Origin of the sequence: Streptomyces sp. NPDC046915, from assembly GCF_040644935.1 — a bacterium.
Taxonomy (GTDB): domain Bacteria; phylum Actinomycetota; class Actinomycetes; order Streptomycetales; family Streptomycetaceae; genus Streptomyces.
Genome location: NZ_JBEYXB010000017.1, coordinates 141,033 through 153,618 on the forward strand (window position 1 = coordinate 141,033; position 12,586 = coordinate 153,618).

General features: G+C 72.8%; 10 protein-coding genes. 4 read left to right on the forward strand and 6 right to left on the reverse strand.

The genetic code is table 11. From position 1 onward, the window contains the following. The first annotated feature begins 1,224 nt into the window (after positions 1-1,224). Positions 1,225-2,076, forward strand: a complete 852-nt coding sequence (locus ABZ915_RS35510; RefSeq protein WP_361811894.1) for a hypothetical protein — start codon at positions 1,225-1,227, stop codon at positions 2,074-2,076. Here the strand turns inward: ABZ915_RS35510 and ABZ915_RS35515 are convergent. The 4 genes from ABZ915_RS35515 to ABZ915_RS35530 all read right to left on the reverse strand — a co-directional run bounded on the left by ABZ915_RS35515 (position 2,025) and on the right by ABZ915_RS35530 (position 4,835). Further along, positions 2,025-2,183 carry a DUF6760 family protein gene (locus ABZ915_RS35515; RefSeq protein WP_165955685.1) on the reverse strand — a complete coding sequence of 53 codons (159 nt, stop codon included), beginning with the start codon at positions 2,181-2,183 and terminating at the stop codon, positions 2,025-2,027. The genes ABZ915_RS35510 and ABZ915_RS35515 overlap by 52 nt on opposite strands. Beyond that, positions 2,180-2,713: a hypothetical protein gene (locus tag ABZ915_RS35520; RefSeq protein WP_361811898.1), complete on the reverse strand. Its 534-nt coding sequence runs from the start codon at positions 2,711-2,713 to the stop codon at positions 2,180-2,182. Before ABZ915_RS35520 ends, ABZ915_RS35515 begins: the two co-directional genes overlap by 4 nt. Continuing rightward, positions 2,713-3,156 carry a phage tail protein gene (locus ABZ915_RS35525; RefSeq protein WP_132856017.1) on the reverse strand — a complete coding sequence of 148 codons (444 nt, stop codon included), beginning with the start codon at positions 3,154-3,156 and terminating at the stop codon, positions 2,713-2,715. Before ABZ915_RS35525 ends, ABZ915_RS35520 begins: the two co-directional genes overlap by 1 nt. Before the next feature lie 68 nt (positions 3,157-3,224). Next, positions 3,225-4,835, reverse strand: coding sequence for a phage tail sheath subtilisin-like domain-containing protein (locus tag ABZ915_RS35530; RefSeq protein ID WP_361811902.1), 1,611 nt, complete (start codon positions 4,833-4,835; stop codon positions 3,225-3,227). 233 nt (positions 4,836-5,068) lie between these two features. Here ABZ915_RS35530 and ABZ915_RS35535 point away from each other — a divergent pair, with 233 nt between their 5' ends. The 3 genes from ABZ915_RS35535 (at position 5,069) to ABZ915_RS35545 (ending at position 9,730) form a co-directional block, all read left to right on the forward strand. Continuing rightward, entirely contained in the window at positions 5,069-6,736 is a 1,668-nt protein-coding gene (locus tag ABZ915_RS35535) for a DUF4157 domain-containing protein (protein ID WP_361811905.1), read from the forward strand. A gap of 110 nt (positions 6,737-6,846) precedes the next feature. Beyond that, positions 6,847-8,280, forward strand: coding sequence for a hydrolase (locus ABZ915_RS35540; protein WP_361811907.1), 1,434 nt, complete (start codon positions 6,847-6,849; stop codon positions 8,278-8,280). Between the two features lie 4 nt (positions 8,281-8,284). Further along, positions 8,285-9,730, forward strand: a complete 1,446-nt coding sequence (locus ABZ915_RS35545) for an RICIN domain-containing protein (protein WP_361811909.1) — start codon at positions 8,285-8,287, stop codon at positions 9,728-9,730. Here the strand turns inward: ABZ915_RS35545 and ABZ915_RS35550 are convergent, their stop codons facing one another. Both ABZ915_RS35550 and ABZ915_RS35555 read right to left on the reverse strand, forming a co-directional pair. Beyond that, a complete protein-coding gene (locus ABZ915_RS35550; RefSeq protein WP_361811912.1) occupies positions 9,731-11,791 on the reverse strand; it encodes an ATP-binding protein in 2,061 nt (686 codons plus the stop codon). After that, a complete protein-coding gene (locus tag ABZ915_RS35555) occupies positions 11,788-12,471 on the reverse strand; it encodes a DUF4255 domain-containing protein (protein ID WP_361811915.1) in 684 nt (227 codons plus the stop codon). Before ABZ915_RS35555 ends, ABZ915_RS35550 begins: the two co-directional genes overlap by 4 nt. Positions 12,472-12,586: the final 115 nt, after the last annotated feature.

Genomic DNA, 12,586 nt, shown 5'->3' on the forward strand with positions numbered 1-12,586 from the left:
GCGGTTGTGGCGGGGAGGTCTGCCTGGGCGTGGGGGGTGCCGGCGTGGTGGCTGTCCGCCGAAGCTGGGTTGGGCAGTGGGGTGTTGGCGCTCGGCTGTCGTTGGACGACGGGAGGTGTTGCGGCGGGGTGGGTGGTCGTCGGGGGCGGTGCCGAGGGGGCTGGGGTGGCGGTTGTGGTGGGGCGGTCTTGCTGGGCGTGGGGGGTGCCGGCGTGGTGGTTGTTCGCCGGAGCGGTGCTGGGCAGGGGGGTGTTGGCGCCCGGCTCTCGTTGGACGACGGGCAGGGTTTCGTCGGGGCCGCCGGTCGGTGCGGGCGGAGCCGGGGACGGGGTGGCCGTGACGGGGAGGCTTCCGTGGGCATGCTCGGCGGCGGAGCCCGCACCCTGGGTCAGCTTTGCCGGTGCGGTGTGATCGTTGTCCGCTGCCGGGGCGCTGGGCCGGGGGCCCGGGGTAGACGCGGGGGCAGGGCCGCCGGACAGGGATCGCTGTACGGGGATGTCACCGGCCGCCGCAGGGCTGGACGCCGAGACGCCCCCGGACGGCGTCGCCGTTCGCCGGTGGGTGGGCGCGGGTTCGGTGCGGTGAGCCGTAGCGGGCGGGGTGTGGCCCGGGGGCGTCTCGCTCGTGTGCCGCGCTGTTGGCGCGCTGGGTGTCGTGTCGTTCGTGGGTGTGGGACGCCTGCGCTGGACGGGTGGGGCGGTCTCGGTGCGCTGAGCAGCACCCTTCGGGCCGCCGGGCGCGGGCGACGTGGGTGATCCGCCGGTGAGCGCGGCTCGTCGTCGCTGGACGGTGGCGGCGGTTTCGGCGTGGTGCGCTGCCCCAGCCGGGGTGTGGTTCGGCGGTGGCGTGGGTGGCTGGCTCGGGTGCCGCGTCGCTGCCGCGTTGGGTGCCGTGTCGTTCGCGGGCGCGGGTTCGACGCGGTGAGCCGTGCTGTCCTGGCCACCGGGCGTCGGGGTCGCGAGTGGTCCGCTCGTGGGTGTGGCGAGCCGGCGTTGGACGGTGGGGGCGGGCTCGGTGTGGTGAGCCGGGCTGTTCTGGTCACTGGGCGCGGGTTCGGCGGCGTGAGTGGCCGTGTCCTGGCCGCTGTCCGGGGATGACGTGGGTGATCCGCCCGTGTCCTTCGACGGCGGCGGCTCCGAGAACGTGCCGCTCGCGGGCGGGGGGAGCCGTCGGGCCACCGGCAGTGTGCGCCGCTGAACCGCCGTCGCCCCGGTGCGCGTGCGCGTGAGGGACCTCGGCCGGGGCGAAGAGCCCGCCGGCACGGGTGTCACCCGGAGACCGGAGACGGGGAGCGGCGCGTTCACCGCCGGGGCGGACGGCGGCTCGGGGGACACCACCGGGACATCCGGGCCGGCGACCGTGGCGGGCCGCCCCGACGCGGGCGGCACAGAGCCGCCGGCGTTCGCCCGCTGGACCGAGGGCGCCTGCCCTCCCGTACGCACGGCACCGCCGGCCGGGGCGGACGCGGACGTGGTGGTAGGACCGCCGGGAACAACCGGCCCCCTCGGCGCGGCCGCACGGGCAGGCGAGGCCGATCCACCCGCCGTACCAGCCGTACCCACCGCCTCCGGCCCCCGCGGCGGAAGCAGCCGCAGCGGTACCGCCGGGGCCCGCTGCACCACCGGCTGCCCGGGAGGGCCGGCCAACGGCAGGGCGCCGGCCGGGTTCTCGAGGCCGGACACGGGTCGTGCCGCCGACGAGCGGAACGTGTCGCCGAGCATCGCGCTCGACCGCCCGTCCAGCACCGCATGGGACGCCGCGCCCATGAAGGACGGGTTCTGCCACGTCGGCAGCCGCCCGCCGAATCGGGCATCGGCGACCCCGGCCGGGCTGGGGGCCATGGCCCGCTGGATCGGTGGCAGCCCAGGCCAGGAAGGGGCCACCACCGGCCGCCCACCCGCCCGTACGTCACCGCTCGCGGGCGCCGGGCCCACCGCGGCGTCGGCGGCCGTAGCCCCACTCTCCGCGGACGCCCCGCCCTCGGCAGGCGTCCCCTTGCGGAACCGGTCCAGGAAACCCACCGCTCAGCCCTCCGCGCCGGCCCGCGTCACCAGGGACGCGATCTGGTCCGTGTAACGGCGGCGGTCGTGGTGTTCCAGGTCCAGGATCTCCTCCAGGCTCCAGTGGAAGTGGTAGGCGACGTACGCGATCTCCTCGTGCAGCCGGTCGGTCGCGTACGTCACGATTCCCCCAGGCGGCTCCCGCCGAGTTCCACTTCGAACGGCTCCGCGCAGTGCGGGCACCGCACGGCGGCCCGGGTGTGGCCCTCCGCGTTGATCTGGCGGTAGAAGTCCTGGAGGAAGGCCAGGTCGGAGGCGAACATGTTCTCCACGATCCCGTCGTGCATCATGGGCAGCGTGCCGAGCCGGGTGATGACCCGGCCCAGCAGCACCACCGACAGGAACGCCGGGTTCTCCTGCACCCGCACATCGCGCAGCGGGACGAGTTCGTCCCGCGCCGTCGACAGACGCATCACCCCGTCCCGGTGGACGGTGCCCGCCTCGTCGACGTACCCGCGCGGCAGCTGGAAGGGGAACTCCGTGCGCAGCGACTCCTGTTGCTGCACGGGGGCGGGCCCCAAAGCGTGCCCCGGAGCGGGGGCCGGCAGCGACTCCGGCCCCGGCCCGGACACGTCCGCACCCGTCTCCGCCCCCGGCGCCTCCGCGCCGGAGTAGGAGACGGCGCCGCCGGCCCTGGCAGCCGTACGCCGCATTACTCGATGACCAGTTCTTCGAACGCGATGGTCACCGTCTCGGTGAGGGCGGACGCCTCGCCCGCCTTCACCGTGCTCGCGTCGATCTTGTTGCACCAGGCGTTGCGCAGGTGGTAGCGCTTCACCGGGTTGTTCTGGAAGTCCATCATGATGATGGAGGCGTTCTTGCGGGCCGTGGTCATCTGGCCCGAGATGGACTCGTTGATCCACTGGGTGAACGAGGCCGACTGTGTCATACCGCGGACGACCGTGCAGGTGCCGTTCTTCTTCACACCCGGCAGGTTCTTGACCACGTTCTGGCCGTTGGGGGTGTTCTGCTGGTAGGTGATGACGTCCTGCTCGATGCTGAGGCCGCTGACCTCGGCCAGGTACTCGACCATCACGCCGTCGATCTGGAGGCCGAAATTGTGTGAGGTGAGGGCGTCACCCGGCTGGAGACTCATGTGTTCGCTGTCCTTGTGAGGGTCCTACTGGGGAAGGGCGTACGAAAAGCGCCTACGACGGGGGAGTCCTACTCCTCCAACTCCCCGTTGCCGCTGGTGAACTGGGCCAGCCGGAAGATCACGAACTCGGCGGGCTTGACCGGCGCGATGCCGATCTCGCAGACGACCCGGCCGACGTCGACCGACTCCGGCGGGTTGGTCTCCTCGTCGCACTTGACGTAGTACGCCTCCTCGGGCCGCTGGCCGAAGAGCGCGCCGCTGCGCCACTCGTTGACCAGGAACGCCGAGATGTTGCGCCGGATACGGGCCCACAGGGCGTGGTCGTTCGGTTCGAACACCACCCACTGGGTGCCGATGAGGATCGACTCCTCCAGGTAGTTGAAGTACCGGCGGATGTTCAGGTAGCGCCAGGCCGGGTCGGAGGACAGGGTGCGCGCGCCCCACACCCGGATGCCGCGGCCCGGGAAGGCGCGGATGCAGTTGACGCCGATCGGGTTGAGCAGGTCCTGCTCGCCGCGGGTGATCTGGATCTCCAGGTCGACCGCGCCGCGCACGACCTCGTTGGCGGGCGCCTTGTGCACCCCGCGCTCGGAGTCGTTGCGGGCCCAGATGCCGGCGACGTGTCCGCTCGGCGGGATCAGCCGGGACTGACCGCTCGCCGGGTCGAAGGTCTTGATCCACGGGTAGTACAGGGCCGCGTACTTGGAGTCGTAACCGGCCGTCTCCTGCCGCCAGACGCGGATCTGCCGGGCGTTCATGCTCGGCGGCGGGTCGATGATCGCGACCCGGTCGCCCATCAGCTCGCAGTGCGCGATCAGCCCGAGCTGGACCGCCTTGACGGCCTCCAGGTCGATCGCGCCGCGCTGGTAGGCGGCCATCAGGTCGGGCACCGTGACCATGGAGATCTCGTCGATCGCCTCCAGGCCGCCGAAGCCGGTGCGGTCGGAGGAGTCGCCGAGGTACGTGGCCGGGCCGGGGTGCGACTCGTCCGGAGCGCCGGACGACGCACCGGACGACGGTACGGGAGCGGCGGCCGGGGCCGGGAGGGCCACCGTCTGGTTGTCCGGGCGGGCCAGCTGCGCGGCCGGCGTGGCCTCGGTGACGGTGATGAGCTTGGAGCGCTCCTTGACCTGCGTGACGACGTAGTTGCGGCCGCCCTTCTTGGCGGTCACGTCGAAGCTCTCGACGGGCTTGTCGCCGTCCTTGACGATCAGCCTGAACCGCTCGGCCGGGCCCTCGCCCTCCGGGTCGGCGACCTCGACGCTCAGCGAACCGCTGCTGCCCGGGGCGATGGCCGTCACCGCGAACGTGCCCAGCTGCCGCGGCTCGGCAGGCGGCAGCGCGGCCGGGGCGGCGGAACCGGCCACGGCGGCGGGAGCGGTGCCGGCCGAGCCGTCGACGGGCGCGCCCTCGGCGGAGCCGCCGACGCGGACCACGTAGGCGGCCGTTCCGCCGTTGTTGAAGAAGCCGTAGACGGAGTGCGCGAGGTAGTACCCCTCGGTGAACTCACCGAAGGAGGCGACGTACTGGCTCCAGTTGGTCACCAGCGTCGGCTCGTTCAGCGGACCGGTCGGCGCGAGTCCCACGAAGGCCGCGACCGACGTGCCCACCCCCTCGATGGGGCGCGAGCCGCTGGCCACCTCCTCGACGTAGACGCCGGGCGACAGGTAGGACGGCATGCTCTGCTCTCCTCGGGGTACGAGACAGGAACGACCCCAGCCTCACGCGCGCGCGGCACCCCGGGAAACGGCCGCCGGTTCCCTCCCGGGGGCACAGCCGTTGCCCCCGTACGTGCCCGTTGGGGCAGCTCGGGCGAAGAGTGCCCCCGGGATTGCCCTCGCGGCCCTTGCCCTCCGGGATCCGGGCACGTACCCGTGGAGAAGCCGATACCCGCAGGGCCGAAAGGTAGTTCATGCACGCACCGGAGGACCGTAAGCAGACCACCCCGGCCGCGGGTTCCCGCCGTCCGGCCCGCCCGGTCACCTCGCGTGCTCCCGTGAGCGGCACCGCCGCCGGACTGATCGCCCTCCAGCGCACCGCGGGCAACGCGGCGGTGTCGCGCGCGGTCGCGGAGGAACGGCACGAGCACGACGCCGGCTGCGGGCACGTGCCGTCGGTGCAGCGCCGCGCCCTGGTGCACAAGGTGCTCGAATCCCCCGGCCACGGCATGGACCCGACGATCCAGCGGGAGATGGAAGCCCGGTTCGGGGGCGCCGACTTCAGCGGCGTGCGCGTGCACACGGGCACGCTGGCGCGCGAGTCGGCGGCGGAGCTGCGGGCGAAGGCGTACACGTCGGGGAACAACGTGGTGGTCGGCGACACCATGACCAAGGAGGACTGGGCGCACGAGCTCACCCATGTCGAGGACCAGACGGCGGGCCCGGTGCCCGGCACCGACACGGGCTTCGGGGTGCGCATGTCGGACGAGAACGACGCGGGCGAACAGCACGCGGTGGAAAAGGCCCGGCAGGTGATGAGCGGCCCGGTGCCCGTCCAGCCGATCCGCGCCCCCGGGGCGGACGCCACGGCCGGACCCGCGGCCGGGAGCGGGCACGCCACGCCGATGATCCAGCGCACCGTCTGGGAGTTCGTACCCGGCTCCAGTTTCCAGGACCCGCAAGGCGGCCTCCAGGTGCGCTGGCAGAACGAGACCAACCACGCCGACGTCCGCACCTCCGCCCAACTGGGCATCGGCGCCGATGTCACACCGCGTGCGGGCGACAGGTACGACGACGTCACCCGGCAGCACCACGGCAGCGGGAACGTCACGTTCGCCAAGAAGGGGACCTTCCCCGACAAGTCGGAGACCTCCGCCGAGAAGAGGGCACTCTTCCCCGACGCCGACTACGCGCGGCACGAGTCCCGGACCCGCCGGGCCGTCGTCGAGGCCAAGGAGAAGATCGCGGCGGTGCTGGCCATGCTCCAGTCGGCGCACGGCAGCCCCAGCGGCCCGCTGCTGGCCGGACTCCGGTCGGGCTTCCCCGCGTTCCGCGGTGCGACGCCCCAGCAGATCGCCGTGTTCGTGCCCCGGGTCATCGAGGTCGTGCGCCGCATCCAGGCCGGCCTGAACTCCGCGGGCGCGGAGATCACCCTGATCGGCGAGGGAACCGGCACCCCCAAGGACGTCGCGGGCTGGGTCGCCCCCAGCGCGCGCGACATCTCCAACCGGGTGTTCAATCCGAACCAGCAGAAGAGCGAGGACCTGCCCGGCACGGACGCCCGCTCCGGCCCGATCAACCTGACGGAGAAGGGCCAGAACGCCTGGTACGTCATCCACGAGGCCACGCACCGGTTCGCCGGCACCCTGGACTACCAGTACAGCCCGTACGACCAGGAGCTGGAGGAGGAAGGGTACGAGGCGGACCTCGCCACGGTCATGCCGGACCAGGCGGCGGCACGGGACGCGGCGATGCTCGGCAAGCGTGCCGTCCGCGACCCGGGCACCTACACCGGCAAGGACGAGCCCTCCCCGGCGAAGCAGCCGAACTGGTACGCCATGGGACAGCGCGCACTGATGAACGCAGACTCCTACGCACAGTTCATCCTGACGGCCACCGGAACGCGCGCGCCGCGGACCTGAGACGGGGCGGCACTCCGGATGTCCGCAAGGGCAATGTCCACGGCCCTTGTGCCGCGAACTCTGCCCACGCGTCCGCTGTGCCCGCACCGCACCCGGACTAGCGTCGCGGCGTGAGCCTGTGGACTTCTCTGGAACCGGCTTCCGCGACGGTGGATCCGGGTGGCAGTACGCGTGTGCGGCTGCGGTTGCGCAATACCGGTGACGTGGTCGACGAGTACCGCTTCGAGCCCGTGGGGCCCATAGCGCCCTGGACCACCGTCGAGCCCCCGTCGCTCCGGCTCTATCCGGGCACGACGGGGACGGTGGAGCTGACCTTCGCCCCGCCGCGTACGCCGGACGCGACCGCCGGTCCGAATCCCTACGCGGTGCGGATCACCCCGACCGAGCACCCCGAGGCGACGACCGTCCCCGAGGGGAACCTGACGATCACCCCGTTCACGGAGGTGCGGGCGGAGCTGGTGCCGCCGACGGTCAAGGGCCGTTTCCGTGGGCGGCCCCGCCTGGCGGTGGACAACCTCGGCAACACCAAGCTCACCGCTTCGGTCAGCGGCAGTGACAACGGCGACCAGCTGTCGTACGACCTCCACCCGAGCAATGTGCAGATCGAGCCGGGCCGTGCCGCGTTCGTGAAGGCGACGCTGAAGCCGCGGAAGATCATCTGGTTCGGGGCGAAGGAGCAGCGGCCGTACACGCTGTCCGTGCTCCGGTCGGGGACCAACCCGCTTCCCGTGGAGGGGACTTACGTCCAGCGCGGCTTCCTGCCGCGCTGGCTGGCCACCTTCTTCGGTGTCTTCACGGCCCTCGCCGTCACCTTCGTGATGCTGTGGATCGCCTACAAGCCCAACGTGGGCACCGGCGCCACCGAGAAGACCGTCGAGGCCGGCACCACCCTCGCACCCAGCCCCTCGGCGACCGCGTCGCCGGCGCTGCCGCCGGCCCCCGCCATGACCAGCGCGCCGCCGGCCCCCGACGCCGGTGCCACGGCCGGGGCGGGCGGGTCCGGCGGCGGGGACGGCGGGGGCGGCGCCAAGGCCACGGTGACGGCCAAACCCAAGGCGGACACGGCGGCGACCGCGGTGAACCGGCTGGCGACGAGCGACCCCAGCGGCCGGCACGTCTGCTACCGCGCCTACGTCCAGGACGACGGCTGGCAGAAGCCGGTGTGCGACGGCACCGTCGCCGGCACGGTCGGACAGGGCAAGGCGATCAAGGAACTCAACGTCGCGGTGTACGGCGTCCAGGGTTCCGCCGGCACCGCCATGGTGTACGACCCCCAGTCGACCAACGGCCAGGGCAAGTGGAAGCCGAGCTGGACGGCCATCGTCGCCGACGGCAAGGACAACTACATCGGCAGCACGAAGGCGGACGACCCGTACATGGTGACCTTCGTATGGAACGTCGGCTCCGGGCAGGCCTGTAGCACGGTCAAGATCAGCGACCAGAACTGGGACGACCAGACCTGCAACAACGCGCGCCCCGACCTCAACACCGCCGGCCACTTCGACAACTCGCGTCGGCTCGAAGCCATCAAGCTGACGGTGTGAAGGCATGACTCTCTGGACCTCTCTCGAGCCCGCTTCCGCGACGGTGGATCCGGGTGGCAGTACGCGTGTGCGGCTGCGGTTGCGCAATACCGGTGACGTGGTCGACGAGTACCGCTTCGAGCCGGTGGGGCCGGTCGCTCCCTGGACGACGGTGGAACCGCAGACCCTGCGGCTGTACCCGGGGACGACCGGAACGGTGGAGCTGACGTTCGCCCCGCCGCGCACCCCGGACGCGACGGCGGGACCGAACCCGTACGCGGTGCGGATCACGCCGACCGAGCACCCCGAGGCGACGACCGTTCCGGAGGGCAACCTCACCATCACGCCCTTCACGGAGGTACGGGCGGAGCTGGTGCCGCCGACGGTGAAGGGCCGTTTCCGTGGGCGGCCCCGCCTGGCGATCGACAACCTCGGCAACAGCAAGCTGACGGCTTCGGTCAGCGGCAGTGACAACGGTGATCAGTTGTCGTACGACATCCACCCGAGCAATGTGCAGATCGAGCCGGGCCGTGCCGCGTTCGTGAAGGCGACGCTGAAGCCGCGGAAGATCATCTGGTTCGGGGCGAAGGAGCAACGCCCGTACACGCTCGCCGTCCAGCGTTCGGGCGCGAACCCGCTTCCCGTGGAGGGGACTTACGTCCAGCGGGGGTTCCTGCCGCGCTGGCTGGCCACCTTCTTCGGTGTCTTCACGGCCCTTGCGGTCACCTTCGTGATGCTGTGGATCGCCTACAAACCCAATGTGGGCACCGGCGCCACCGAGAAGACCGTCGAGGCTGGCACCACCCTCGCCCCGTCGCCGACACCCACCCCGGCCCTCACCTCGGCCGCCCCGCCCGAGTCCGCCGCGGCCGGGACACCGGCCGCCGCCGACGACGGCGACAAGGGCGGCGACGGCGGCGGAGGTTCGGGTGGCGGCGGTGGCGGCGGCAGCGCACCGGCCCCGTCCAAGAAGCCCGCGACGCCCGTGGTGCCGGCGACGAACATCCTGCTGCGCAACACCACCACCAAGAAGTGCGCGGACATCCCGAACTACGACAAGGGCACGATCAACGGCCCCGTGCGCGAGTTCACCTGCGACGGCACCACGCACGACAACCAGCTGTGGAACCTGGAGGTGAAGTACGCGAAGGGCGGCCCCGGCGGCCGTGCCCTCTTCCAGATCCGCAACGTCAAGGACCAGCTCTGCATGGACCTGCCCTACTACGGGGCCGAGCCCACCAGGACCGCGATCACCGAGTTCACCTGCGACGGCACGACCGCCGACAACCAGCTGTGGTGGGTGCAGAAGCAGCAGAGCGGCGCCTACTGGATCCGTAACTTCGCCAGCGACAACAAGTGCCTGGACGTGGCCGGCTACAGCACCGGTGGCGACGACACCAACCTCACGCTCTTCGACTGCTCCAACGAGGACGACCAGGAGTGGCTGATCGTGCACCCCACCGCCGGTTGATCACCAGGCGCCCTCGCCGGGCAGCAGGCGTCCCGCCTTGCGGTACTCCCGGCGGGCGCCTTCCAGGAGGTCGGCCGCGGTGACGGTGCCGCCGCGGCCCGCGGCGAGGTACGCGGCGGTCACCACGGCGCTGCGGATGGAGCCGCCGGCCAGCTCGAAGTCGGCGGCCACCGGGCCGGGTTCGATGCCGTCGGCGCAGGGCACGTGGGTCAGGGAGTGCCGCCACAGGGCGAGGCGCTGCCCGGCGTCGGGGAAGGGGAAGTCGACCACCAGGTCCAGCCGCCGGGTGAACGCCTCGTCGATGTTGGCGCGCAGGTTGGTGGTGAGCAGGGCGATGCCGTCGAAGGACTCCAGCCGCTGGAGCAGGTAGGCGCTCTCCATGTTGGCGTACCGGTCGTGGGAGTCCTTCACCTCGGACCGCTTGCCGAAGACGGCGTCGGCCTCGTCGAAGAGCAGCACGGCGTCCGTGCGGTCGGCCTCGGTGAAGATGCGTTCGAGGTTCTTCTCGGTCTCGCCGACGTACTTGTCGACCACGGACGACAGCTGGACCACGTAGAGGTCGAGGCCCAGTTCGGCCGCGACGACCTCCGCGGAGAGGGTCTTGCCGGTGCCGGACTCGCCGGCGAACAGGCCGAGCACGCCCCGGCCCCGGCCGCCGCCCGCGCTGAGCCGCCAGTCGCCGAGGACCCGGTCGCGGTGCCGGGCGCGCAGGGCGAGCTCCCGCAGCTGGGTCAGCGGGCGGTCCGGCAGCACGAGGTCGGTCCAGTCGACGGCGGGGCGGATCCGGCGGGCGTGCTGTTCCAGGCCGGAGGCGGACTGCTGGCGGGCGGCGACGCGCAGGTGGGTGGGGGAGAGCGGAGCGCCCTCGAAACCGGCGAGGCCCTGGGCGGCGCGGGCGGCGCGGGCGATCCGGTCGTCGGGAAGGTGGTACGGGGCGACGGTGGCCGCCAGGTCGAAGCCGGGCTCCTCCCCGAGCACCGCCGACCAGGTGCCGACCGCCCCCGCGTGGCGCCGGGGCACCTCCAGGACGAGGGGGTCGTGGTCGCACCACTGGGGATCGTACGGTCGTGGGCCGGTGATCAGGACGGTGACGTCGGACGCCGCCCGCAACTCCCCGAGCAGCGCGCCGGGCCGGTCCGGCAGCCCGGACACGACGACGGCGTGCCCGGCCAGCCGCGCCTCCCGCAGCAGCTCGGGCACACGGTCCTCGGATCCCGAGAAGCGCACCGCGGGCAGGCCCGCCCTGTCCAGGGCTTCGGCGACGCAGACCAGCCCGTCGCCCTCGCGGCCCTCGCGGAGATAGGCGGTGAGCGGGGGACCGGAGGCGAGCCGGGCGGCCAGCCGGTGCGCGAAACGGGTGAAGTCGCCCTCGTCGCCGGGGCCGTCGCCCGAGCCGTCGCCGGGGTCGTCGCCGGGATCGTCGTCGTACGAGGGCGGGGGCGTCGGCAGCGGATGGAGCTGTCCGGCGAGCACGGCGTCGGGCGTGTCGTCGCCCAGCAGGTGCGCCACGAGCCGGTCGGGCACACGCAACGAGCGGCCGAGGAAGGGGCGTTCGGGTTCCTCCACCACGAGCAGCCCCAGCGCGCACAGCGGGGCCGAGGGGTGCAGCCGGCCCCGGGCGCCCGCCGAGTGGGCGGGAATCCCGCACAGGTCGAGGGCGAGGGCGGCGGTGGCCCGCCGCCTGCTGACGTCGTCGTTGAGGTAGCCGTACAGCGGCTCGAACGTGCGGTCCAGGTCGGGGGCGAGGGCGATCAGCAGCAGGGCGGCGTCGAGCTCGGTCAGGCCGAGGCGGGCGGACAGGGCCGCCAGGCGGTCGTCCGGTGGTTCGGCGGGGCCGGGCAGGCCGGGCGGCAGGGGCTCCGCCGGGCGCAGTAGATGCCGTACCGCTTCCTCCGACAGGTACAGGCCGCGCAAGGGGTCGGTGGCCGTGGGGTCGTCGGCCGAGCGGTGCTCGACCAGCAGGGCGACCCGGTCGCGCAGGACGGCGAGGCGGGCGAGCAGCGGGGCGGCGGGGTCGGACGCCGGTGCCGGCACGTCGTACGCCGGGGTCCACGTGGTCACGTCGCCCGGCCCGCCCCGCCACGACGCCTGGCCGCCTTCCGGGCGTCCCGGGCCGCCGACACCTGCCGGGGCCGGTGCGCGCGTTCCTCCGCCTCGGCCGGGACGCCGTCCATGGTGCGCACGCGGACCGCCGCGCCCTCGGTGACCGGCGGCCCGGCGTCGTACTCGGGGAAGGCCGGGAAGGGCGCGGTGACCACCAGGTCGAGGGACGGCTTCAGCTCACCGCCGAGCGCGGACCAGATCTCCGCCAGGGAACGCGACTCCGTCTGGATACCCGCCACCGACAGCGGAACCGCCATGCCCAGCGCGCCCAGCGCACCGGGCAGTTCGGACGGTGCCAGCAGCTCGCGCGGGATCAGGGTGGCCAGCACGGCGGACAGCAGCCGGTGTTCGTCCTGCGGCTGCTTGGTCCACGCCGTCACCAGGTACGACAGCCGGAACCAGCGCGGCGGCTGGCGGCGCTTGACGACCACCTCACGCTCGTCGAGCACGGGGATGTGCCCGCGCTGGCGGCGGTTCACGTCCTCCCGGATGTCGTACAGGTAGGCGTTGATCGTGGGGGCGTTGCGGCGGGCGGCCCAGTCCCGGGTGGGGGCGTCGAAGGCGACGTCGATGCCGGAACCGGTCAGCGCGCCACCGCCGAGCAGGGTCTTGAGTACCTCGTCCACCTCGTGGATCACCGTCGTGCTCCCGCCCTGCCGTACCCGGTCTCGCCCGTCCGCCTGCCGCCCTGCCCGATCCTGCCCTCCGAGACGGCCGTCCCCGCAGGCACGCCGGGGACGGCCCCGGGGCAGA

Coding starts and splice junctions, on each gene's coding strand:
- ABZ915_RS35520 (WP_361811898.1), bottom strand. CDS start 2,713: ATGCGGCGTACGGCTGCCAGGGCCGGCGGCGCCGTCTCCTACTCCGGC.
- ABZ915_RS35525 (WP_132856017.1), bottom strand. CDS start 3,156: ATGAGTCTCCAGCCGGGTGACGCCCTCACCTCACACAATTTCGGCCTC.
- ABZ915_RS35530 (WP_361811902.1), bottom strand. CDS start 4,835: ATGCCGTCCTACCTGTCGCCCGGCGTCTACGTCGAGGAGGTGGCCAGC.
- ABZ915_RS35535 (WP_361811905.1), top strand. CDS start 5,069: ATGCACGCACCGGAGGACCGTAAGCAGACCACCCCGGCCGCGGGTTCC.
- ABZ915_RS35545 (WP_361811909.1), top strand. CDS start 8,285: ATGACTCTCTGGACCTCTCTCGAGCCCGCTTCCGCGACGGTGGATCCG.